This is a genomic window from Bradyrhizobium ottawaense (assembly GCF_900099825.1).
Taxonomy (GTDB): Bacteria; Pseudomonadota; Alphaproteobacteria; order Rhizobiales; family Xanthobacteraceae; genus Bradyrhizobium; species Bradyrhizobium ottawaense_A.
Genome location: NZ_LT629693.1, coordinates 4,768,525 through 4,790,955 on the forward strand (window position 1 = coordinate 4,768,525; position 22,431 = coordinate 4,790,955).

A 22,431-nucleotide genomic window follows, 5' to 3' on the forward strand; every position below is an offset into this window, starting at 1 on the left:
CTTGTCCCGGGCGCATAGCGGCGCGAAGTGCCGCTGTGCAGAACCGGGACCTACGCTGGAATGGGTCCCGGCTCAGCGGCGCAGCGCAAGCGCGCTGCACCGCGTCCGGGACACGAGACTTAGAGCAGCTTCCCCATCGCCACGGCGGTGTCGCCCATGCGGTTGGAGAAACCCCATTCGTTGTCGTACCAGGACATCACCCGCACCAGCGTGCCGTTCTGCACCTTGGTCTGGTCCACATGGTACGTGGACGAGTGGGGATCGTGGTTGAAGTCGATCGAGACGTTGGGCGCGGTGGTGTAGCCGAGGATGCCCTTCAGCTCCTGCTCGGAGGCGCGCTTCATCGCTTCGTTGATTTCCTTCACGTCGGTCGCGCGCTTGGCGACGATCTTGAGGTCGACCACGGAGACGTTCGGGGTCGGCACGCGGATCGCGACGCCGTCGAGCTTGCCCAGAAGTTCGGGGAGCACCAGGCCGATCGCCTTGGCCGCACCGGTGGAGGTCGGGATCATCGACAGCGCAGCCGCCCGGCCGCGATAGAGATCGCTGTGCAGGGTGTCGAGCGTCGGCTGGTCACCGGTATAGGCGTGGATCGTGGTCATGAAGCCGGTCTCGATGCCGACGGTGTCGTTCAGCACCTTGGCGATCGGGGCCAGGCAGTTGGTGGTGCAGGAACCGTTGGAGACGACCAGATGTTCCTTGGTCAGCTTGTCGTGGTTGACGCCGTAGACGATGGTTGCGTCGGCGCCGTCAGAGGGGGCGGAAACCAGCACGCGCTTGGCGCCGGCGGTCAGATGGGCCGTCGCCTTGGCCTTGGCGCTGAAGATGCCGGTGCATTCCATCGCGATGTCGACGCCGAGTTCCTTCCAGGGCAGCTTCGACGGATCGCGCTCGGCGGAAACCTTGATCTTGCCATTGCCGACGTCGATCGAGTCGCCATCGACGGTCACGGTGCCGGGAAAACGGCCATGCACGGAGTCGAAGCGCAACAGATGGGCGTTGGTCTCGACCGGGCCGAGATCGTTGATCCCGACCACTTCGATATCCCTGCGGCCGGATTCCGCGATGGCTCGCAAGATGTTGCGGCCGATGCGGCCAAACCCATTGATCGCGACCCGAATTGCCATGCGTGTTCTCCCTTAATAGCTGGCGCCGTCCCCGCGGACAGTTTCCAGAAAGGAAACATTCCACGAGGGGCTTACGGCGGATCGCCCGGTTCTGCCGGGCGAGAACGGTCAAGATGGGAACTTAGGTAGCCCTTTTTCCCAATAATCTCAACCGTCAGCCCAAGCGCTTCAGGGCAGCGTTAACCGCAGCCTCAGCGGTAATTCCGAAGTGCTTGTAAAGGTCCTTGGCGGGGGCGCTGGCGCCGAAACCGTGCATGCCTATGAATTCGCCATCCTTGCCGATCACGGCATCCCAGCCCCAGCGTATCGCGGCCTCGATCGCGATCTTCACCGGCGCGTTGCCGATGATGGCTTTCTGGCGGTCCGCCGGCTGCGCCAGCAGCAGTTCGAGCGCGGGCACCGAGACCACCCGCGACGCGATGCCGCGTTCCGCCAACTGCTTCTGGGCGGCCACCGCGATCTCGACCTCGGAGCCGGAAGCGAACAGCGACACTTTCGCTTCGCCCTGCGCCGCGACCAGCTCATAGGCGCCATGGCTGCAGGGATTGTCCGCCGGTGCCGAGGTGCGCAACTGCGGCAGGTTCTGTCGGGTCAGCGCCAGCACGGTCGGGCCGTCGGTACGATTGAGCGCCAGCTCCCAGCACTCCGTGACCTCGACGGCGTCGCAGGGCCGGAACACGCGCATGTTGGGGATAGCCCGCAGCGCGGAGAGATGTTCGACCGGCTGATGCGTCGGTCCGTCTTCGCCGAGCCCGATCGAATCGTGGGTCATGACGTAGACGACGCCGGTGCCCATCAGCGCCGCGAGCCGCATTGCCGGCCGCGCATAGTCCGTGAATACCAGGAAGGTCGCGCCGTTAGGCGCAAAGCCGCCATGCAGGAAGATGCCGTTCATGGCCGCGCACATGCCGTGCTCGCGGATGCCGTAATGGATGAAGCGGCCCTTCGGCGTCTTGGCGGAAAATGCGGTCGCCGATTTCGCCTTGTTGTTATTGGAGCCGGTGAGATCGGCGGAGCCGGCGAGGAATTCCATCGGCATCGCAGCGGCGATGGCCTCGATCGCGGATTCCGATGATTTGCGGGTGGCGATATTTTCCGGCTTCTCCAGCAGCCCCTTCTTGTGGGCCTTGAGTGCCTTTGCCAGCGAGGCCGGGCGCTCATGCCGCAGCCGCCGTTCGAATTCGGCGCGCTTGCGGTTGCCGAGTTCTGCGAAACGGCCTTCCCAGGCCTTGCGCTCGGCGACGCCGCGCGAGCCTGCTTCGCGCCAGGCTTTCAGCACATCCTCGGGCACCGAGAACGGCTCGAGCGAAATGCCGAGATTTTCCTTGGCGCCCTTGAGCTCTTCGGCGCCGAGCGCCTCGCCATGGGCTTTCGCGGTGCCGGCGCGCGTCGGCGCGCCGAAGCCGATCGTGGTCTTGCAGGCGATCAGCGACGGCTTGCTGGATTTCTGCGCGCGGGTGATCGCGGCCGCAATCGCCTTCTGATCATGCCCGTCGATCAGTTCGGCGGCCCAGCCGGCGGACTTGAAACGCTTCACCTGGTCGACCGAGTCGGCAATCGAGGTCGGGCCGTCGATCGAGATGCCGTTGTCGTCGTACAGCACGATCATCTTGTTGAGCTTCCAGTGCCCGGCCATCGCGATCGCTTCCTGCGATACGCCTTCCATCAGGTCGCCGTCGGAGACGAGCACATAGGTGTGGTGACCGACCACCTTTTTGCCGAACTCGGCGGCCAGCATCTTTTCCGCCAGCGCCATGCCGACCGCGGTCGCGATGCCCTGGCCGAGCGGACCGGTGGTGGTCTCGATGCCCTTGGTGTGGAAGTTTTCGGGGTGACCCGGCGTCAGCGAGCCGAGCTGGCGGAAATGCTTGATCTGGTCGAGCGTCATGTCCTTGTTGCCGGTCAGATACAGCAAGGCATAGAGCAGCATCGAGCCGTGTCCGGCCGACAGCACGAATCGGTCGCGGTCCGGCCAGTTCGGCTCGGCGGCGTCGAATTTGAGGAACTGGGTGAACAGCACGGTGGCGACGTCGGCGGCGCCCATCGGCAAACCGGGATGGCCTGACTTCGCCTTCTCGACGGCGTCCATGGCAAGGCCACGGATCGCATTGGCCATACGGGTATGATCGACCTGCGTCATGATGAAAATCCGCTTGAAATGAGGAGGTTGGTGACGATCCGCCCGCCGGCGAATTGCAGCGAAAGTATGCCCTGCGGCACTGAAACTTACGGCTGGATAGCACCTCAATCCCGTGAGTCCAAGGCTAAGGCAACGCCGTTTCGGTCCGAAAAGTTGCTTAGCGGTGCATAGCTTCGCGTCGGCGTTGCGCTGGCCTCGCTTGCCACGTAAATTTCACCGTCTAACCGCTTGCCGAACCGCTGATTTTGCTGTGCGGCTGGCCGATCGAAGGTGCGTGCTGTCTCTCATGAGCGATCGTCCTGCCAACGGGCCCGGCCAAGCCGAGCCGGTCTTTGCCGACATCGACGCCGCGACACGGCGGTTGATGGTGGCGCTCGACGCCCTGGAGGCCGCGGCCGAACGGCGGCGCGACGCGGACCGTGACGAGAACGAACTGGCGAGCCGGATCCAGGCGCTCGGCACCGACCGGTCGCGGCTCGCCGACGAACTCGACGGCTCGCTGGTGAAGACGCGGCGGCTGGAGCGCACCAACCGCGAGATCGCCGAGCGGCTGGATGCCGCGATCGGCTCCATCCGTGCGGTGCTGGATGCCGACGCCGGAGAGATCGAATGAGCCACATCAACGTCACCATCAACGGCCGGCAGTACCGCATGGCCTGCGAGGAAGGGCAGGAGGTGCGGCTGCTCAAGCTCGCCGAAAGCCTGGAATCCCGTGTCGAAGAGCTGCGCGGCAAGTTCGGCGAGATCGGCGATGCGCGCCTCACGGTGATGGCGGCGCTGACCGTATGCGACGAACTGCTCGACGCCAACCAGCGCATGCGGGCGCTGGAAGAAGAACTCGAGAACCTGCGCAGCGTTCGGGTTGCTGCCACCGATCGCGCCCGGGTCACGCAGATCGCGGTCGCCAACGCGCTCAATGCCGCGGCCGACCGGATCGAAAAGACCACCCAGGTGCTGAACCGCACCATCGGCGGCGGCGTCGCGATCGGGTGACGACGCGGCCTCTTGCTTACCCTCCCCTGGAGGGGTCCGAGACGAGCGAAGCTCGCTCGTGGGTCGACGCGAAGCGGCGGGGTGGGGTGAAGGTCTCTCGTTTCGAACAGTGTCCAAGTTGAGAGACCGTCACCCCACCCCGTCTCGCATTTCGCTACGCTTCATGCGAGCCGACCCACGAGCGAGCTCCGCTCGTCTCGGACCCCTCCAGGGGAGGGTGCAAATGCACGCACCAGTTGATCGCGCTCGCAGCCGTGTACAGCCGCCCCTTACCGCTGGCGGAGTCGGCCCATAATGCCTACATTGGCGGGGCGAAGCTGCGTCGTTCGTCAGGAGCCATAATCCCCGGGGCCTTATCGATCCTTTAGGGAACTGTCCCTGGCCGGGTCCGTGGACCCGGTCACATGGTGCCCACCTACTTTCGTAGGGAACTCCGGGATCGAGTGCTTCAACGGCGATCGCGGCCTCGCACTTTTGTTTTTGTTGTTGCAACGTGTGCCATACCCCCGCGCACGTCAGTACGCCGCGGCGTCTCGGTCGAATCACTGAAGTCTCTGGAATACTGGGTCCCCCGCTCCCGTGCGCAGTTGCGCACTCCCGTGCGCAGTTCGCACAGAGCGGGTGATGACGGCGGAAGGATGCTGCATGACGACAACCCTTTCGAAGGCCGATCTTCGCGCCGCCGCGCTCGCCAGGCGCGATGCTTTGAGCGACGAGCAGCGCGCCGCTGCGGCGCAGGCCATGGCCAAACGCGCTCTGCCGTTCGAGATCGCCCCAGGGGCCGTCGTTTCCGGATATTCACCGATCCGCAACGAGATCGACCCGACGCCGTTGATGCGACATCTCGCCGGGCTGGGCGCGAAGCTGGCGCTGCCGGTGGTGCTGGCGCGCGGCAAGTCGCTGGCCTTTCGGGCGTGGTCGCCCGACGACCGGCTGATGCTCGGGGCGCTCGGCATTCCCGAGCCGTCGCCGGCGGCGGCCGAGGTCATCCCCGATATCATGCTGGTGCCGCTGGCGGCCTTCGACCGCCAGGGTCACCGGATCGGCTATGGCGCCGGGCACTACGACTTCACGCTCGCGCATCTGCGCAAGGCGAAGGTCATCACGGCGATCGGTACCGCCTTTGCGGTGCAGGAAATAAAGGCGGTTCCGGCGCTGCCGCACGACGTGGCGCTGGATTATGTGCTAACGGAAAAGAAAGTGTTCGATTTCCGGAGCTGAACTTTGCGTATTCTGTTTATCGGTGACGTCGTCGGCAAGACCGGCCGCACCGCAATATCCGAACATCTGCCGGGCATGGTCAAGGATTGGTCGCTCGATCTTGTCATCATCAATGGCGAGAACTCCGCCGGCGGTTTCGGCATCACCGAGGCGATCTACCAGGAATTCATCGACGCCGGCGCCGATGCGATCACGCTCGGCAACCATGCCTGGAATCAGAAGGAGGCGCTGGTGTTCATCGAGCGCGCGCCGCGCCTGATCCGGCCGTTGAATTTTCCGCGCCATACGCCCGGCCGCGGCTCGGCATTGATCGACACCAAGAACGGCAAGCGTGCGCTGGTCATCAACGCCATGGGCCGCGTCTTCATGGAGCCCTTGAACGATCCCTTCAACGCGGTGGGCAAGGAGCTCGATGCCTGTCCGCTGCGCGAGGCCGCCGACGCCATCGTGGTCGATTTCCACGGCGAGGCGACCAGCGAAAAGCAGGGCATGGGATTTTTCTGCGACGGCCGCGCCAGCCTCGTGGTCGGAACCCATACCCATGTCCCGACCGCCGATCACCAGGTGCTGCCCGGCGGCACCGCCTATATGAGCGACGCCGGCATGACCGGCGACTACGACTCGATCATCGGCATGCAGAAGGATGAGCCGTTGCATCGTTTTACCACCGGCATCCCTTCGGGCCGGTTCGAACCGGCCTTCGGTGTCGCCACCCTCTCCGGCGTCGCGGTCGAAACCGACGATGCGACCGGACTGGCGCTGCGGATCGCGCCGGTGCGGGCGGGCGGCAGGCTGGAGCCGGCGGTGCCGGCATTCTGGGCGGCATAGACTAGCCTCGCCGCCGAGGGTTGTGCTTTGATGCGAGGACCGGTTGAGAGGCGGCATTCTTGGCGAGCGAGCGCGTGCAACGGCGGCTGGCGGCGGTTCTGGCAGCGGACGTTGCCGGCTATAGCCGCCTCATGGGCCGGGACGAAGAGGGCACGCTGGCCAGCCTGAAGACTTTCAGGCGGAGCTTGATCGATCCCGCCCTGGCCCGCCATCAGGGGCGCATTGTCAAGACCACCGGCGACGGCTTGCTGGTCGAGTTCGCCAGCGCCGTGGATGCCGTGCGCTGCGCGGTGGAAGTCCAGCGCGCCATGCACGAAAAAAACGGCAAAGTATCGCAGGATATTAGAATCGAATTCCGCATCGGCATTCACGTCGGCGACATCATCATCGACGACGACGACATTTTCGGCGATGGCGTCAACATCGCCGCGCGTCTCGAAGGCATCGCGGAGCCCGGCGGCATCTGCATCTCCGACGACGCGCAGCGGCAGGTTCGCGGTAAGGTCGACACCGTCTTCGACGACATGGGTTCGCAAAACCTGAAGAATATCGCCGAGCCGATGCGCACCTGGCGCGCGCGGCTTGATGCTAACGCTCCTTCGAAGGCGCCGGCCGACGCTGTTCAACCGCTCGCGCTTCCCGACAAGCCCTCCATCGCCGTCCTGCCCTTCCAGAACATGAGCGGCGATCCGGAACAGGAATATTTTGCCGACGGCATGGTCGAGGACATCATCACCGCGCTGTCGCGTTTCAAGTCGCTGTTTGTGATCGCCCGAAACTCCAGCTTCACCTACAAAGGCAAGGCCGTCGATATCAAGCAGGTCGGGCGCGAGCTTGGCGTGCGCTATGTACTGGAAGGAAGCGTCAGGAAAGCGGGAAATCGCGTGCGCATCACCGGCCAGCTGATCGAGGCCGCGACCGGCCGGCATCTATGGGCGGACAAATTCGACGGCGCACTTGAGGACGTATTCGGTCTTCAGGACCAGGTCACCACCAGCGTCGTGGGCTTGATCGCTCCGACGCTTGAGCAGGCCGAGATCGAGCGGGCGAAACAAAAGCCCACCGACAGGCTGGACAGCTACGATTTCTATCTGCGCGGCAAGGCGCTGGCGAACAGAATGTCATCGCTGGCCGAGGCGCGCGAATTTTTTAGAAAGGCTTTTGAACAAGACCCGGAATTTGGCGCCGCGTATGCCATGGCTGCCTGGACATTGCTGATGCAACAATCGATCCATGGTATGCCTCTAACGATTGAAATGCGGACAGAGGCAATTCGGCTTGCCCATTTGGGCTCAAAAGTGGGAAGCGGTGACGCTTTTGTCCTCGCCAGATCGGGTCATGTTCTGACCTACCTCGGTCACGAATATGATCGGGGCACATCGATGGTGGAGCAGGCGGTCACGCTCAACCCCAATCTCGCTGTCGCTTGGTACTGCCGGGGCTGGGTCTCGCTCATGTGCGGCGAAGCGGAACACGCGGTCGAAAGTTTCGAGCGAATGATCAGGTTGAGTCCGCTCGACCCGTTGCGGGTTGGCGCCTGGAACGGAAGTTCATTCGCGTTGTTTCAGCTGGGCCGTTATGAAGAAGGCTGTGTGTCGGCGACGAAATCGGTTCAATTTGGCGCCAATGTGCATACGCTTGGAGCCTACATCATGAACGCGGTTCGTACCGGTCGTGCTGTGGAGGCAAGCGAAGCGGTTGCGCAATTGTTGAAACTGCAGCCCGGCTTTCGCGCTTCGTACGTCAGCGAGGCCTTCCCGGTCCGCTGGCCCGAGCGGCGGGCTGAAATAGAAGCAGCGCTGCGCGAGGCGGGGCTACCGGACTAGGCATGTCGACTTCAGCGCAGCACGACTGCGCCGAGCCGGTCCATTCTACTTTGCATGGGGTTGTTTTCGCGATTTTGTGTCCAGGCCCTGTGATTCACCGCCGATAGCGCGCCGAAGACGCGCGTGAACGCGCTGGCGGAGGCGCCGGGCCGCGTCCGGGACACACGAGATCGTCAGTGCTTCGCGCTTGCGGCGAATCGAAATTCAACTCCAACCCGTCATGCTCTAGCCTGCGACAGTTTGTCGTGCTTTGATGTGGCCGAGAGTGCAACTCGACCCCGGGAACCCTTTGGCTATCAAGCACGTAGAGCGTCGGTTGGCGGCGGTGGTGGCGGCGGATGTCGCCGGCTACAGCCGTTTGATGGGTAACGACGAAGAGCGGACGCTGGCGGCGCTGAAGGGCGTACGGGCGACGCTGGTCGATCCGGTCATCGCCGATCATCGCGGCCGCATCGTCAAGACCTCCGGCGACGGGATGCTGGTCGAGTTCGCCAGCGCCGTCGATGCGGCGCGGTGCGCGGTCGAGGTCCAGCGCGGCATGGCGGCGCAGAACGCCACCGTGCCCCGTGAGCTCAGAATCGAATTCCGCATCGGCATTCACGTCGGCGACATCATCATCGACGACAACGATATTTTCGGCGACGGCGTCAACATCGCTGCACGCCTCGAAGGGATGGCCGAACCCGGCGGCATCTGCATCTCCGACGACGCGCACCGGCAGATCCGCGGCAAGGTCGATATCGACTTCGGCGACCTCGGTTCGCAAGCCCTGAAGAACATCGCCGAACCGATGCGCGTCTGGCAGGTTCGGGTTGGCGGCGAGCCCGCGTCCGCGCCGCCGCGAAGTGCTGCGCCGGATGTCGCCAGAATTCCGGAACAGCCGTCGAGCGCGCTTCCGCCGCTGCCCGACAAGCCATCGATCGCGGTGCTGCCGTTCGAGAACATGAGCGGCGATCGCGAGCAGGAATATTTCGCCGACGGCATGGTCGAGGAGATCATTACCGCGCTGTCGCGGTTCAAGTCGCTGTTCGTGATTGCGCGTAATTCGAGCTTTGCCTACAAGGGCAAGGCCGTCGACATCAAGCAGGTCGGCCGCGAACTCGGCGTGCGCTACATTCTCGAGGGCAGCGTCCGCAAGGTCGGCCAGAAGGTTCGTATCAGCGGTCAGTTGATTGAGGCGGCGACCGGCAACCATATTTGGGCCGACCGCTTCGACGGCGACCTCGCGGATGTGTTCGGTTTGCAGGACCAGGTCGCGACCAGCGTGGTCGGATTGATCGCGCCGCGCCTGGAGCAGGCCGAGATCGAACGGGCGCGACGCAAGCCGACCGAGAAGCTCGACAGCTACGATTTCTATTTGCGGGGTGCTTCGCTGCTGCACCAGTGGTCGTCGCTGAAGGATGCGCAGGCGTTCTTCGAAAAGGCGATCGAGCACGATCCGGAGCATGCGGCGGCTCATGCCATGGTCGGCTGGATGTGGATGGCGCGACAGGCCATCAACGGCCAGCCGCTCGATGCCGCGCAACGGACCGAAGCTATCCGGCATGCGCGGCTGGCCGCGCGGCTCGCCGACGAGGACGCGTTCGTGCTGGCGACGTCCGGTCATGTGATGGCCTATCTCGCCCACGAATACGACCTCGGCGTCAGCATGATCGAGCAGGCGGTCGGCCTCAATCCGAACCTTGCCATCGTCTGGTTTTCGCGCGGCTGGGTCGCGCTGATGTGCGACGAGACCGAGCGCGCGATCGAGAGTTTTGACCGCATGATCCGGTTGAGCCCGCTCGATCCGTTGCGCATCAGCGCCTGGAACGGCACGTCACATGCCTTCTTCTCGCTGGCGCGCTACGAGGAGGGCTGCGCCGCGGCGTTGAAATCGATCCAGTTCAATGTCAACGCGCATTCGCTGGGGGCCTTCATTATCAATGCCGTGCGCGCCGGACGTCCCGGCGAGACCCAGAAGGCGGTCGGCCGTCTCTTGAAGATTGCGCCGGGCTTCCGCACCTCGCATGTGACCGAGGCCTATCCGGTGCGCCGTGCCCACCGCCGCGACGAAATCGCCGCCGCGCTCCGCGACGCCGGTCTGCCGGACTAGCTCACCCGTCGACTACTCCGACGTCTGCTTGCGCAAGTCAGCGACGTCCTGCGCCGTCAGCTTCGAGCCCTTGCTGCCGAAACGCGCGGTGACGTAATTGGCGACAGCGGCAATCTCGTCGTCGGAATAGGCGTTGCCGAACGCCGGCATCGACAGCGCGCCTTCGGGCGTGTCGCGCCTGGTTCCGGAGATCACGATCTGCGCCACGTTGGTGGCGCCGGGGTCGTTCACCGCCCACGCGCCGGTCAGCGTCGCCGTCGGCGAGATCGCGCTTTCGCCGGTCCAGCCATGGCAACTGACGCAGGCGCCCTGGAACACCATCTTGCCGCGGGCCTCCTGCGAGCCGTCCTTGTGCGAAGCGGAGGCCGGCGGTGCCAGGGTCGCCGGCAGATCGCTGGACGCGACCGGCGGTACGCTGCGCAGATAGGTCACGATGGCGCGGATGTCTTCCGGCGTCATCCGGCTCAAGCTGTGGTCGACCGCTTCGCCCATCGGCCCTGACGCGGTGCCATGGCCCGCGGCATGTCCGATCGAGAGATAGGAAATCAGGTCGTCGTCACGCCAGCCGCCGACGCCGGTCGCCTTGTCCGAGGAGATATTGAAGGCGCGCCAGCCCGCGGTGATCGCGCCGGCGAATTTCTTGCGGTTGTTGAGCGCGAAGGCAAGATTTCTCGGCGTGTGACATTCGCCGCAATGGGCGAGCGCTTCGGCGAGATAGGCGCCTCTGTTCCATTCCGGGCTCTTCGATGTATCCGGCTCGTATCGCGTGTCCGGATTGAACACCGCGGACCAGAACATCATCGCCCAGCGCTGGTTGAACGGAAACGCCAGCGTGTTGGCGGGGGGCGTCGCGCGCACCGGCGGCAGGCTGAACAGATAGGCCTTGATCGCCAGCGCATCGGCATCGCTGATATAGGTGTAGGACGTATAGGGCATCGCCGGATAAAGCCGCGCGCCGTCGTGCCTGACGCCGCGCTGAACCGCGTTGAGGAAATCCTTGTCGCTGTAATTGCCGATGCCGGTTTCCTTGTCCGGCGTGATGTTGGTCGAATAGAGCGTGCCGAACGGCAGCTTGAAGCCGAGGCCGCCGGCATATTCCTTGCCGCCCTGCGTGGTGTGGCAGACCATGCAGTCCGCCGCCTTCGCCAGATACTCGCCGCGCTCCACAGGGCTGGCCTGCGCGAGCGCCTTGGGAACGCCGGTCGGATCGGGTCCCTTGAAGTCCGACAGCGACTCGCGTGGACCGCCGGCGAACGCCATGGGGTCGGGGCCGCGGATGACCCAGACGGCGATCAGCCCCGCCGCCACCACGATGCCGACGATGATGATGAGAATACGACGCGCGTGCGGGCTCATGCTTTTTTCCCCGCCGCCAGCAGGGAACGGTCGATCGGCAACCTGCGCAAGGCGACGCCGGTTGCGGCATAGATCGCGTTGCGCAGCGCCGGCGGTCCCGCTGTCGTACCGGTCTCGCCGATTCCGCCGGGCATTTCGCCGCTCTTGACCACATGCACCTGGATTTTGGGCGTTTGATCGATCCGCAGCATCCGGTAGTCGTGGAAGTTCGATTGCTGGACGCGGCCCTTGTCGATGGTGATCTCGCCATAGAGTGCGGCGGTGAGGCCGAAGATCAGTCCGCCCTCGACCTGGGCCATGATGGTGTCGGGGTTGACGGCAATGCCGGTATCCACCACCGAGGTCACGCGGCGCAGCTTGATCTCACCCTGCTCGTCGACTTCCGCTTCCACCACCGTGGCGATGAAACTTCCGAAAGACGGTTGCAGACACACGCCGCGCCCGACCCGCGCCGGCAGCGGCTGGCCCCAATTGGCTTTTTCCGCGGCGAGGTCGAGTACCGACAGGAACCGCGGCTGGTTGGCCAGCATCCCGCGACGAAATTCAACGGGGTCTTTGCCCGCCTTGCGCGCCAGTTCGTCCATGAAGCATTCGGCGGCAAACACATTGTTGTTGGGGCCGACCCCGCGCCAGAATCCGGTCGGCACCCCCGGCGCTTCGGCCCGCACATATTCGACGTGGAAATTCGGGATGTCGTAGGGCACGTCGACTGCGCTATCGATCGCGTCGATGTCGATGCCCTTCTGGAACGCCGGCGGCAGCCAGCGCGCAATGATTGCGGCGCCGGAGATCTTGTATTTCCAGCCGACGATCTTGCCGCCGGACAGGCTTGCAGCAATCGTGTCGCGATAGACCGGGCGGTAAACGTCGTGCTGGATGTCTTCCTCGCGCGTCCACACGACTTTTACCGGCCCGTCGACCTGCTTGGCGATGCGAACGGCCGCGACCACCATGTCGGGCTCGAGCTTGCGGCCGAAGCCGCCGCCCAGCAGGTGATTGTTGACGATCACCTTCTCGACCGGCAGCCCGGCCGCCTTCGCGGCCTCCGACTGTACGCGCGCCATGATCTGCGTCCCGGTCCAGATTTCGCAGGAATCCGGCTTGCAATGCACCGTAGCGTTCAGCGGCTCCATCGTGGCATGGGCGAGAAACGGCAACTCGAACGAAGCCTCGAATTTTTCACCGGTCGCGAGGCTCTTGGCGATATCGCCGGTGGATTTGGCGACCACGCCGTCCTTTTCGCTGGCCGCGCGCAGGTCGTCCCAGACTGCCTTCGAATTGATCCTGGCGTTGGGGCCCTCGTTCCACTCGATCTTGAGCGCATCGAGGCCCTTCTTGGCCGCCCACATGTGATCGCCGACCACGGCGACGAGATCGTCGAGCACCACGATCTTCTGCACGCCGGGAATCTTCTTCGCAGCACTGTCGTCGACCTTGCCGACCTCGCCGCCGAACACAGGGCATTGCGCCAGGGTTGCGAACTTCATGTCCGGCAGCATCGCGTCGATGCCGTAGATCGCCTTGCCATTGACCTTGTCTGGCGTGTCGAGCCGCTTGAACGGTTGGCCGATGTAGACGAAATCCTTGGGGTCCTTGGGCTGTATATCCTTGGGCGGCGTCAGGTTACCCGCGGCCTGCGCCAGCGCGCCATAGGAAAGGGTCCGCCCGCTCGCCTTGTGCGTCACCACACCCTTCGATGTGGTGCAGCTTGCCGGATCGACTTCCCATTGCGCCGCTGCCGCCTGCACCAGCATGGCGCGCGCGCTGGCACCTGCCGCGCGAAGCGGCTTCCAGAAAGCCCGGACCGACGTGGAGCCGCCGGTCGCCTGAATGATGAAGATGGGATTGCCGTAAAGCTTCTCGTTCGCCGGCGCGTGTTGCAGCTTCACTTGCGACCAATCGGCGTCGAGCTCTTCGGCCAGAATCATCGAAATGGCGGTGTAGATTCCCTGGCCCATTTCGACCTGCGGCATCACCAGCGTGGTCGCGCCGTCCGCGTCGATCCGGATAAAGGCGTTGGGCGCGAATTTGCCGTCGGTCACGTCAGGTGGCTGTACCGGCTCGTTGACGGCGGCGCGCAGCGGCAGATGGAAGGCGAGCAGGAAGCCGCCGGCCAGTCCGCTGCTCAGCAGCGCGCGGCGCGAAACGCCATCGGAGGTCTTTCTCGCGGCTGTTTTCTCTGATGAGTTCATGGCGCGCTCCTACGACTGGCGTCCGGTCGCGGCTTGCTTGATGGCTTCGCGAATGCGCACATAAGTGCCGCAGCGGCAGATATTTCCGGCCATTGCAGCGTCGATGTCGGAATCGTCGGGATTAGGCGTGGCGGCAAGCAGCGCCGCGGCCGACATGATCTGGCCGGACTGGCAATAGCCGCACTGGATCACTTCGAGATCGAGCCAGGCCTTTTGCACCTTCGCCCCGGCGGGCGACGCGCCGACACCTTCGATGGTGGTCACCGGGCGATCGCGCACCGCGCCGACCGGCAGCACGCAGGAGCGTACCGGTTTGCCGTCGATATGCACCGTGCAGGCGCCGCATTGGGCGATGCCGCAGCCGAATTTGGTGCCGGTCAATCCGAGGATGTCGCGCAGCACCCAGAGCAGGGGCATGTCGGCGGGGGCGTCAAAAGATTTTGGTTCGCCATTAATGGTCAGCGTGGTTGCCATATGCACCCCCAGAGATTCGACGGTCGCGGGCAGCGGACACGTTGGCGGAGTGCGAGAAACATACCCCACAGCAACGAACTAGGAAGCGGAAACATTCCTGGCAATGCCGATCTGCATGGTCGAAGCGCCAGACGATGCGCATCACGAAATCGTGCGGAACCGACTGCATCGGTTTTGGGCTGATTGAAATCCCCAAGGTGACGGAATTGTAGCCCGTTTCACGCCAACTGCGTCGGCTTTGCCGGGTGCGCCGTCTTCGGATGGTGGTCGTGCAGGTACGAAGCCAAATGGTTTCTAATCGTGACGTCCCCGACCACCGCGGTTTCGAAGAGGTTTTCCTGCACGTCGCGAGGCAGGTACGGCCACAATGCGAGCGCGGCCTTGCCCAACAGGCGTTCGAACTCGAGAGTTGAGTTATTCATCATTTTGGGCCACCGGTTCAGAACGGATTCTTGCAGGGGGAAAATCGGACTTGCCGCCCTTATTCCGGCTCGCGGTGAACAAACTCGCGATGAATCTCTCTCCCGTTTTCGTTGACAACCAATATCTCGAGGTCCTGGTCGTCCCGCAGGCTGTTGTTGCGGAAGTCCTGCGCGATCTCCTTGCAGTGACTGATCGCTTCGGCATTGGTGTTGAACTCAATGCCGACGCGGTCTCGCATCGGGACGCCGTCTTTCATGTCGAAAAAGAATTTTCGCATGGTTAATGCCCGGTTTCGCGGATGTCGGCCAATCTAGTGTGTCCCCTTAGGAATCATGCGTCCGCCTTGAACCGCGTGAGTGACGGCACTTTGTGGGCGGCCTTTGATGGTGCGTAGCGGCTCCAGCCAGGCCTCCGTCACCACACTTTCGATGATGTGCACCTGAACTCTTCGGCAGATCGGGCAAGTAAACGTTCGCAAGTCCCGCCCCGTACTGCTCGGCTCAATCGCCGAAAGTTTCATGGGAGAACCGCAAGCGGTGCATTGCGGGCCCTGGTTTTGTCTTTCGAGCATGGAAGTTTCCTCAATGCGGTGCTCTGAGTTCGCCAGCCAGCCATCCGACCGCTTTCGACTTGAAGGGGTCCGATGCAATGACGCTGATCTCCACGCGATCGCACTTCGGGCATTCGAACAACCGGTGCTCGAAGCCTATGGGCCCCGGCGACACGCGTTCCAGCATCATCCGCGTCTGGCAACGGATACAGCGAGGGCGCTCAATAGCGGTCAGAAACTGTTGGGATGAAGTCATGAGGCTTCCCTGTACCAGGCGGGAGCGTTCCAGAACTCTCAGTCACCGGGTAGATGCCGCAGCGGGCCGGTGATCCCACCAGATTGCCCCTGCCGCTTTCCTCCCGTCTGTTCGATTTTGCTCATCTTCCAAAAATTAGTCAGTTGGCGCGTCTCCCAGATAGCGAAAGGCCCCAGCGTCGGGGGAGATCGCTGGGGCCATCACACACGCATCGAACGCCTATGGGTAGAGCGTTCGACACGGCCAAGTCGTCCCGGCGGCAATCGTTCGCGGCGAGCGGCCGGCAATTTCAAAAAAGCCGCTTCTGATTTCATGACCGTCCATCAATCACGGAAGCATGCGAGCGGCCCGCTTCGGTGCCGTCTGAATCAGGACCTGAAAATTTCTATTTCGTGGTCAAAATTGACCAGCGTCGGAAGTCGGGATGTGCTGGCATTCGCGGTGGATGGGACGCCCACGAGGACGCGCTCCGTTCGCAAAGATCGGCCCCAGCGGGAAGCCAGCCCCCAGGCTGGGGCCGTTCTCTTGGTGCCGCTTGTCACGGTTCGCGCTTGATCTCTGGTTTGTCGTACAAGACCGCGTTCAACAGAGAACTGTTGACTTCAATTTTTCCGTTGTAGCTGATGAAGCCAAGCTTGCGGAATTTGTTCATGAAGAAGCTGACGCGGGACCGGGTCGTGCCGATCATTTCTGCCAGGGTTTCCTGGCTGATATTGGGAATGATGGGTTGAGGACTCCCCTCCTTGCCGAAATTCGCCAACAGAAGCAGCAGGCGAGCTAGCCGCTTTTCGCTGGAATTGAACAGCTGGTCGATCAGATCTTCTTCAATCCGGCTGTTGCGGGTCAACAAGTAGGCCATGAACATCTCGGAAAACTTCGGCTGATCGTGGAGCACTGCAAGCATCGCCGTCTTCGTGATGGCGGTAACCAGACTGTTTTCCATCGCGGTCGTGGTGGCGATGCGCACCGAATGACCGTTCATGCAGCCTTCGCCAAAGAACTGGCCGGGTCCAAAAATCCCGACGACGGCTTCCTTGCCTTGTTCGGATATGACGACGACCTTGACCCGGCCCTTTTGAATGTAAAAGATCGTTTCCGCCGCGTCTCCTTGCGAGAAAACGATCTGGTCCTTGTGAAATTCAAGGATGGTTTTCCCGTCGCCCACGATGGCGAGAAACGCCTTGGGATCAAAAGCAGCCTGGGTACTGTTATTTGCCATTTCCGGTCTGGTCCCGCGCACTGGGACTTCTACCTTGGCCATCGATGGCCCAGGCGGTCCGGGATAAATGCCGCTGACGCGGCCTTACTTGATGCCATCCACGGTATGGATAGCGAGCCAATCCCTGTCCCTGGTTAGCGAGCGCATCGAGGCCGCAATCTGCCGGTGCTTGTTACGGGCCGGCCCAAGTGGGATCGAACGCGCGTATTTTATGATGACCCGGCGGAGTTCGTAAAGCTCAACCATCGTGTAGCGGCGCTCTTCCACGGGCAGGCGATTGGCAGAGGGCATGATGCCTTACCCTTTGGAGAGGCGGGCGTCAAAACTCTCGGTTGCCGGTGGATGCCGGAAGCGCCCCGGTGATGGACCTTTGTGCCGCATTGCAACACCATCGCGCTGGTCAAAATTGCTCACATTCCAAAATGTTATCCGGATCATTTGGGTCGGCTTTGGTATGCAGCCGTTATGTCCCGTTGGGCGGTAGTTCACGTGTGCGGGCAGACGTAAATCAGGACTGCCGGAAGCCCATGCGGAAGGCGCCCCAATGGCGGCCGCGCACGCGGATCGGCGAGGAGAGGTCCTTCATCAGTACGAAATTGCCGCCGCCCATGTCGCGCCGGTAGGTCTGCAGCAGGAACGACCTGGTGCTCGCAGCCACCTTCTTGACGGCGCGATCGCTGAACAGACGACGGTTGCGGCAGTTCGCATTGTTCCAGACCGGGTCGGCGCCTTGTGGATGACGATAGTTCGGATTGTGGGTCGGAAGATAGCCGCCCCGGGCCCAGGCGACGCAAAACACGATGCGCGGATCGTGCTTCTGAACCGGGTCCTGGATCGCGGGCAGAATGCGGTCGGTGAGGGCGGTGTAGTCGGTCAGATATTGCTTCGGGTCGGTGCCCGGTATCTCGCGATATTTCTCGTCCATCAATTGATCGACCGTGATCTCGCCGCGCTGCACGGCATCGTCGAACGCGGCCGAGATCTGCCTGGCGGTTTCGATCACGACCCGGATCAGCGGCGCATCCGACGTCTCGACGCCGCTGTCGGCGATCAGTGCGATCAGTCCCTCGGAGTTTTCGAGCAGCTTGGCGACCCGGTCATCGGCACGCCGGAGGTCGGTCGACGACAGATCGACGCTCTTGGCGAGATGGCCGAGTTCGTCGATCACGCGGTCGCAATGCGCGAGATTGGAGGTCGCCGCCTTGGTGACGCCGTCGATCTCGCGACCAACCGCGGTAAAGCCGTCCTGCACGCGGGCGATGATGCTTTGGATCCGCGCGGCGCCTTCGCCGGCGTTCTTGGCCCGAGCCGAGGCGTCGCCGCTCTCGCCGATCAGGTTGCTGACCTGGCCGTCGAGCCCGCGCACGGTATCGCCGATCAGCTGCGTCGCCTGCCGGGTCGCTTCGGCGAGATTCTTCACTTCGCTGGCGACGACCGCAAAGCCGCGTCCGGCGGCGCCGGCGCGCGCGGCCTCGATGGTCGCATTCAGGGCCAGCAGGTTGGTTTGCCGCGCAATCGCCTCGATCGATCCCGAGACTTTTGCGACCTCGGACAGAGCGGAGCCGACCGAGCCCAGCCGGTGTTCGATGCGGCCGACGGCTTCGATCAGTTCGGCGATATGCTGGACCGCGGTCTCGACGACGCTGCGCGATTGCGTGATTTCGCCGACGGCAGCGGTAGTCGCCGCCTGCACCGCCTGCGAGGCACCGGCAATGCCGTGATTGGCGGATACCATCGTCTCGGCGGTTTTCTGCAACTGGCCGAACCGATCGGATTGGCCGGAAACCCGGGAGGCTACTTCCTGCAGGTTGCCGGCGACGTCGGCGAGCTCGACGCCGAGGCCGCCGATCCGGTTGGCGAGTTGATCGACCAGCCGGTCGCTGGCCGACGGCGTCGCCGCGGCGGGATTTGGTTCTGCGGATTGAGCTGCCGGCATCACGGCATCTCCTCGGTTGAAGTCCGGGTCACAGTCTGTACGCGGTGCGGAAGGCGCCCCAATGGCGGCCCTTGACGCGGATCGGAACGTCGATCTCGCGCATCATGACGGTTTTGCCGTTGCCCATGTCGCGGGCATAGCTCTGAACCAAGTAGGCGCGCTGGTTGCGGCCTGCGGCAAGGCCCGCCGCATCGTTGAAGATGCGCCGGTTGCGGCTGTTGGCGGTGTTCCAGGTGACATCGCCCGGCCGCTGCGGGTGGGAATAGATCTTGTTGTGGACCGGCAGATAGCCGTTGCGATCGATCGTCGCGCAGAACGCCATGCGCGGATCCTTGGCCAGGCAGGCTTCCTGGAACGCCGGCAACGCACGGTCGGCCCAGTCCAGAATTTTTGTTCGGTGCTGGACCGGATTGGTGCCCGGGATTTCCACATAGTCGGTATCGAACATGTCCTCGATCGAGATCGCGCCGCTGGCGACGCCGTTCTCGAATATCCTGGTCAGCGCAACGCCGGCCTCCATGGCGCGGGTGACGAACTCGGTGTTCTCGTCGTGGATCGCCCACAGCGCGTCTTCGATCGCTTCCTTCAAGGCCACATCCGGCCGCTCGAACTGCGCCAGTACGCCGGCCTTGGTGCGCTCGCCGATGCGGATCCTGCAGGCGCCGACGTTCTGCAGCGTGGCGGCAACGGTTTCGTGTCGCGTCAGCCGTTCCGCATCCGGACCGCTGATCAGAATGCCTTCGTTCGAAATCTCGTAGACCGGTGCGGTGACGTTGCCGCGCGAGGTCGTGATTTCGATCTGCAGGCTGCAGGGCAGCTTTTCGTGCTTGCGGCGATCGGTGCCCTCGTTCTGGCGCAGCAGCACGGCGCAGCGCGACTTGAGCTTCTGCGCGAACATCGTGACGGCCTGGCCTGCCTTGGCGACGCTTTCGCCATGCGCCTCGGCTTCCTTGGTGACGTTGCCGATCTCGCTCGCGCTGTCGCCGACCGAGACGATGAAGCGCGAGGTGGAGGCGGCGTTGTCGGACATCTCGCCGGTGGTCTGGCTCTGCTCGGCCACCGCGCCGTTGACGGTCTCGAACACCGGGCGGATCGCCTCGATCGCCTGCGAAATGCGCTGCACGGCATCGGCCGAGCCGGTGGCGTCGCGCTGCAGCGCCTCGATCTTCTTGGTGATTTCCTCGGTGGCATTCTGGGTCTGTACCGCCAGCGCCTTCACCTCGGTGGCGACGACGGCGAAACCGCGGCCGGCCTCGCCCGCGCGCGCGGCCTCGATGGTGGAGTTGAGCGCCAGCAGCGTGGTTTGCCGCGCGATCTGCGCGATCAGGTTGACCACGTTGCCGATCGCGGCCGAAGATTCCCGCAAGCGTTCCACATTGGCGCTGGCTTCGCGGGCGGCAGCGCTGGCCTGGTCGGCGAGCTTGCCGGCGTCGCGCACCTGCGAACCGATACCCTCAGCCGATTGGGTGAACTTGTCGGCGACCTGCGAAAAGGTCGTGGCCGTGTTCTGCGCGGCGCTGGTGTGGCCGGTCAGCGCGTCGGTGCGTTGACGGATGGTGGAAAGGGTCGCGGCCGTCGCCTCGGCCCCGCCGGCCACCGAATTGGCGGCGCGTTCGAGCTGGCGGATCATGCCGCCGAGTTCGAGCTCCAGCAGTTCAAGGATTTCCCTGGCCGAATCGCGTTCGGCCGCGGCCGTCTCGGCCACGGCGGCGGCTACCGGAACCACCGCAGAATCGTTGGGTTCGGCGGCAGGCGCAGCCGCTTTGGGCACTCGCTTTCCGAACAAACCGAACGCCATGGGGGCTCATAGAAGTTGAGGATGGGTGGGATATCCTCTCATCCGAGCATGAAGTCATGGTTAACAACTGCCTCATATTCCGGCAGACGGTACCGGTTCCCTTGGCGGAACCTTGGGCAAATCTTTGATTTTGGCCGGTCGCCGGCCTATAAGGCCGCGCTTTCACCAAAAATCCCCTCGGGACGAATCCAAGAGACCCTCGCATGGCCGGCCATTCCCAATTCAAGAACATCATGCACCGCAAGGGCAAGCAGGACGCCCAGAAGTCGAAGGTGTTCGGCAAGCTGGCGCGGGAAATCACCGTGGCCGCCAAACTGGGCACCCCGGACCCGGCCATGAATCCGCGGCTGCGCGCGGCCATTATCGCGGCGCGCCAGGAAAACATGCCGAAGGACAATATCGAGCGCGCGGTGAAGAAGGCGACCGGCGGCGACAGCGAGAGCTACGACGAAATCCGCTACGAGGGTTATGGGCCCGGCGGCGTCGCCGTGATCGTCGAGGCGCTGACCGACAACCGCAACCGCTCAGCTTCCGATATCCGCACCTACTTCACCAAATCCGGCGGCAATCTCGGCGAAACCGGCTCGGTCGCCTTCATGTTCGATCGCACCGGCATCATCGAATATGACGCCAAGGTCGCGTCCGACGACGCGATGCTGGACGCCGCGATCGAGGCCGGCGCCGACGACGTGATCTCCAGCGAGAGCGGCCATGAGATCTATGCCTCGCAGGAGACCTTCCGCGAGGTGGCCAAGGCGCTGGAAGCGAAGTTCGGCGAAGCCCGCAAGGCGGCGCTGACCTGGAAGCCGCAGAACACCATCGCGGTCGAGGACGAGGTCGGCGAGAAGCTCATGAAGCTGATGGACCTGTTGAACGAGCACGACGACGTCCAGAACGTCTACGCCAACTTCGAGATTTCGGACGCGCTGGTCGCCAAGATGGGTGGTTAATTTGTCGTCCCCGCGAACGCGGGGAGGTGGATTCACACTCGAAGTGCAACACTTGGGCAAAGGTCTCAGCCGGGGTCCTGAAGTCAAGGCATTTGCGCGGGGTGTTGTTGTAGGCGGCAACGAGACTGCGAAATCGGCTGTTTGAGAGTGTTGCGAGGTCGGTTTTGCGGGGCATGAAGCGGCGCATCCTGCCGATGGCGTTCTCGATGCCGCCCTTTTGCCAGGGGGCGTAGGGATCGCAGAAGAAGGTCTCGATCGCCAGGCTGCGCAACGCGAGGTGACGAGCGAACTCGGTGCCGTTGTCGAAGGTCACGGTCTGACGAAGCGGTTGCGGCATGGAGCCGAACAGGTTGACGAGATGGCGGGCGACGCCGTGAGCCGCCTTGTTGGCCAGCCGGATCGCCAGCAAGAGGCGGGACTTGCGCTCATGCACGGTCAGGATGGCCTGCCCGTATTTTGAGAACATCATCAGGTCGGCTTCCCAGTGACCGCAGGTCTGGCGAGTGGAGACCTCGATCGGCCGTTTTGCCACCGGAACACGGCCTTCAATGAAGTTTGGCGAGCCTCCGCCCTTCCTGCCCCGGCAGCCGCGCTTGCTTTTGCCACGGGGCAGATAGTGCCGCCAACGGTAGTCTCTGGTGCGGGCAAGCTGGGCGTAGATGAAGCGATAGATGCTCTCATAGGAGATCACCTTGCGCCGCTGCTCGTGCTTGAGCCGGCCGGCGATCTGCTCGGGCGACCATCCGCTCGCGAGCCGCTCAAGGACGGCGGCTCGCAAGCTCTCATCGCGTTCCAGGCGCGAGCCCTTCCAGCGCCGCGCTTTGGTCTGCTGCTGGGCGTAGCCGGGTTTGTACCCCACCTGGGCGCCGCGATTGCGCTTCAGTTCCCGAGAAATCGTTGATGGCGAGCGATCCAGAGCTGCCGCGATTTGCCGGACCGAGCTGCCATTGGCAGAAAGCCGGGCAATCTCGCATCGATCTTCCAGCGAAAGCTGTCCGTAACTCCGCCCCATGGCAACACCTCCAATCGGAAGTGTTGCACTTCGTTTGT

General features: G+C 63.5%; 18 protein-coding genes, 1 other RNA gene and 1 pseudogene. 8 read left to right on the plus strand and 12 right to left on the minus strand.

The window, feature by feature from the left end; genetic code table 11:
* Nucleotides 1-119: 119 nt before the first annotated feature.
* Together gap and tkt are read right to left on the minus strand one after the other, a co-directional pair.
* Nucleotides 120-1,127: a type I glyceraldehyde-3-phosphate dehydrogenase gene (gene gap / locus BLR13_RS22195; RefSeq protein ID WP_074819544.1), complete on the minus strand. Its 1,008-nt coding sequence runs from the start codon at nucleotides 1,125-1,127 to the stop codon at nucleotides 120-122.
* 154 nt (nucleotides 1,128-1,281) lie between these two features.
* Nucleotides 1,282-3,267 carry a transketolase gene (gene tkt / locus BLR13_RS22200; protein ID WP_074819542.1) on the minus strand — a complete coding sequence of 662 codons (1,986 nt, stop codon included), beginning with the start codon at nucleotides 3,265-3,267 and terminating at the stop codon, nucleotides 1,282-1,284.
* Between the two features lie 286 nt (nucleotides 3,268-3,553).
* Between tkt and BLR13_RS22205 the strand changes: the two genes are divergently transcribed.
* From BLR13_RS22205 to BLR13_RS22235, 7 genes are all read left to right on the plus strand, one after another.
* Nucleotides 3,554-3,880 (plus strand): DUF4164 domain-containing protein, encoded by a 327-nt coding sequence (locus tag BLR13_RS22205; protein ID WP_074819540.1) that lies wholly within the window; start codon nucleotides 3,554-3,556, stop codon nucleotides 3,878-3,880.
* Entirely contained in the window at nucleotides 3,877-4,260 is a 384-nt protein-coding gene (locus tag BLR13_RS22210; protein ID WP_074819538.1) for a cell division protein ZapA, read from the plus strand. Before BLR13_RS22205 ends, BLR13_RS22210 begins: the two co-directional genes overlap by 4 nt.
* Before the next feature lie 311 nt (nucleotides 4,261-4,571).
* A non-coding RNA gene (gene ssrS, locus BLR13_RS22215) (6S RNA) lies at nucleotides 4,572-4,731 on the plus strand.
* A gap of 174 nt (nucleotides 4,732-4,905) precedes the next feature.
* Nucleotides 4,906-5,481 (plus strand): 5-formyltetrahydrofolate cyclo-ligase, encoded by a 576-nt coding sequence (locus tag BLR13_RS22220; protein WP_074819537.1) that lies wholly within the window; start codon nucleotides 4,906-4,908, stop codon nucleotides 5,479-5,481.
* Nucleotides 5,482-5,484: 3 nt separating this feature from the next.
* On the plus strand, nucleotides 5,485-6,309 hold the full coding sequence (locus BLR13_RS22225) for a TIGR00282 family metallophosphoesterase (RefSeq protein WP_074819535.1): 825 nt from the start codon (nucleotides 5,485-5,487) through the stop codon (nucleotides 6,307-6,309).
* A gap of 59 nt (nucleotides 6,310-6,368) precedes the next feature.
* Nucleotides 6,369-8,135 (plus strand): adenylate/guanylate cyclase domain-containing protein, encoded by a 1,767-nt coding sequence (locus tag BLR13_RS22230; RefSeq protein ID WP_244524913.1) that lies wholly within the window; start codon nucleotides 6,369-6,371, stop codon nucleotides 8,133-8,135.
* 289 nt (nucleotides 8,136-8,424) lie between these two features.
* A complete protein-coding gene (locus BLR13_RS22235; protein ID WP_244524914.1) occupies nucleotides 8,425-10,227 on the plus strand; it encodes an adenylate/guanylate cyclase domain-containing protein in 1,803 nt (600 codons plus the stop codon).
* Nucleotides 10,228-10,239: 12 nt separating this feature from the next.
* Here BLR13_RS22235 and BLR13_RS22240 read toward each other — a convergent pair whose 3' ends face one another.
* The 9 genes from BLR13_RS22240 to BLR13_RS22285 all read right to left on the minus strand — a co-directional run bounded on the left by BLR13_RS22240 (nucleotide 10,240) and on the right by BLR13_RS22285 (nucleotide 20,431).
* Nucleotides 10,240-11,583, minus strand: a complete 1,344-nt coding sequence (locus BLR13_RS22240) for a c-type cytochrome (protein ID WP_074819532.1) — start codon at nucleotides 11,581-11,583, stop codon at nucleotides 10,240-10,242.
* Nucleotides 11,580-13,775, minus strand: coding sequence for a xanthine dehydrogenase family protein molybdopterin-binding subunit (locus BLR13_RS22245; protein ID WP_074819531.1), 2,196 nt, complete (start codon nucleotides 13,773-13,775; stop codon nucleotides 11,580-11,582). The genes BLR13_RS22240 and BLR13_RS22245 overlap by 4 nt, the downstream gene beginning before the upstream one ends.
* 9 nt (nucleotides 13,776-13,784) lie before the next feature.
* Nucleotides 13,785-14,249 carry a (2Fe-2S)-binding protein gene (locus BLR13_RS22250; protein WP_074819529.1) on the minus strand — a complete coding sequence of 155 codons (465 nt, stop codon included), beginning with the start codon at nucleotides 14,247-14,249 and terminating at the stop codon, nucleotides 13,785-13,787.
* Nucleotides 14,250-14,467: 218 nt separating this feature from the next.
* Nucleotides 14,468-14,674: a hypothetical protein gene (locus BLR13_RS22255; protein ID WP_349517536.1), complete on the minus strand. Its 207-nt coding sequence runs from the start codon at nucleotides 14,672-14,674 to the stop codon at nucleotides 14,468-14,470.
* A gap of 56 nt (nucleotides 14,675-14,730) precedes the next feature.
* Nucleotides 14,731-14,949, minus strand: a complete 219-nt coding sequence (locus tag BLR13_RS22260; protein WP_074819527.1) for a DUF6894 family protein — start codon at nucleotides 14,947-14,949, stop codon at nucleotides 14,731-14,733.
* Between the two features lie 1,067 nt (nucleotides 14,950-16,016).
* Nucleotides 16,017-16,697: a Crp/Fnr family transcriptional regulator gene (locus BLR13_RS22270; RefSeq protein WP_074819524.1), complete on the minus strand. Its 681-nt coding sequence runs from the start codon at nucleotides 16,695-16,697 to the stop codon at nucleotides 16,017-16,019.
* Nucleotides 16,698-16,781: 84 nt separating this feature from the next.
* Entirely contained in the window at nucleotides 16,782-16,988 is a 207-nt protein-coding gene (locus BLR13_RS22275; protein WP_074819522.1) for a hypothetical protein, read from the minus strand.
* Between the two features lie 217 nt (nucleotides 16,989-17,205).
* The gene (locus tag BLR13_RS22280; protein ID WP_074819520.1) at nucleotides 17,206-18,633 is read right to left on the minus strand and encodes a methyl-accepting chemotaxis protein; all 1,428 of its coding nucleotides are present in this window, start codon (nucleotides 18,631-18,633) and stop codon (nucleotides 17,206-17,208) included.
* 28 nt (nucleotides 18,634-18,661) lie between these two features.
* Nucleotides 18,662-20,431, minus strand: coding sequence for a methyl-accepting chemotaxis protein (locus BLR13_RS22285; RefSeq protein ID WP_074819519.1), 1,770 nt, complete (start codon nucleotides 20,429-20,431; stop codon nucleotides 18,662-18,664).
* 203 nt (nucleotides 20,432-20,634) lie between these two features.
* Between BLR13_RS22285 and BLR13_RS22290 the strand changes: the two genes are divergently transcribed.
* A complete protein-coding gene (locus BLR13_RS22290; protein ID WP_074819517.1) occupies nucleotides 20,635-21,381 on the plus strand; it encodes a YebC/PmpR family DNA-binding transcriptional regulator in 747 nt (248 codons plus the stop codon).
* Between the two features lie 25 nt (nucleotides 21,382-21,406).
* On the opposite strand, the pseudogene BLR13_RS22295 reads toward BLR13_RS22290, so the two are convergent.
* A pseudogene (locus tag BLR13_RS22295) lies at nucleotides 21,407-22,393 on the minus strand (IS30 family transposase); the annotation flags it as partial.
* Between the last annotated feature and the right edge of the window lie 38 nt (nucleotides 22,394-22,431).

Excerpts from the sequence above, each read along its gene's own strand:
- BLR13_RS22250 (WP_074819529.1), bottom strand. The coding sequence starts at position 14,249 with ATGGCAACCACGCTGACCATTAATGGCGAACCAAAATCTTTTGACGCC.
- BLR13_RS22285 (WP_074819519.1), bottom strand. The coding sequence starts at position 20,431 with ATGGCGTTCGGTTTGTTCGGAAAGCGAGTGCCCAAAGCGGCTGCGCCT.
- BLR13_RS22255 (WP_349517536.1), bottom strand. The coding sequence starts at position 14,674 with ATGATGAATAACTCAACTCTCGAGTTCGAACGCCTGTTGGGCAAGGCC.
- BLR13_RS22290 (WP_074819517.1), top strand. The coding sequence starts at position 20,635 with ATGGCCGGCCATTCCCAATTCAAGAACATCATGCACCGCAAGGGCAAG.
- BLR13_RS22260 (WP_074819527.1), bottom strand. The coding sequence starts at position 14,949 with ATGCGAAAATTCTTTTTCGACATGAAAGACGGCGTCCCGATGCGAGAC.
- tkt (WP_074819542.1), bottom strand. The coding sequence starts at position 3,267 with ATGACGCAGGTCGATCATACCCGTATGGCCAATGCGATCCGTGGCCTT.
- BLR13_RS22280 (WP_074819520.1), bottom strand. The coding sequence starts at position 18,633 with ATGCCGGCAGCTCAATCCGCAGAACCAAATCCCGCCGCGGCGACGCCG.
- BLR13_RS22220 (WP_074819537.1), top strand. The coding sequence starts at position 4,906 with ATGACGACAACCCTTTCGAAGGCCGATCTTCGCGCCGCCGCGCTCGCC.
- BLR13_RS22245 (WP_074819531.1), bottom strand. The coding sequence starts at position 13,775 with ATGAACTCATCAGAGAAAACAGCCGCGAGAAAGACCTCCGATGGCGTT.
- gap (WP_074819544.1), bottom strand. The coding sequence starts at position 1,127 with ATGGCAATTCGGGTCGCGATCAATGGGTTTGGCCGCATCGGCCGCAAC.
- BLR13_RS22275 (WP_074819522.1), bottom strand. The coding sequence starts at position 16,988 with ATGCCCTCTGCCAATCGCCTGCCCGTGGAAGAGCGCCGCTACACGATG.
- BLR13_RS22205 (WP_074819540.1), top strand. The coding sequence starts at position 3,554 with ATGAGCGATCGTCCTGCCAACGGGCCCGGCCAAGCCGAGCCGGTCTTT.
- BLR13_RS22240 (WP_074819532.1), bottom strand. The coding sequence starts at position 11,583 with ATGAGCCCGCACGCGCGTCGTATTCTCATCATCATCGTCGGCATCGTG.
- BLR13_RS22270 (WP_074819524.1), bottom strand. The coding sequence starts at position 16,697 with ATGGCAAATAACAGTACCCAGGCTGCTTTTGATCCCAAGGCGTTTCTC.
- BLR13_RS22210 (WP_074819538.1), top strand. The coding sequence starts at position 3,877 with ATGAGCCACATCAACGTCACCATCAACGGCCGGCAGTACCGCATGGCC.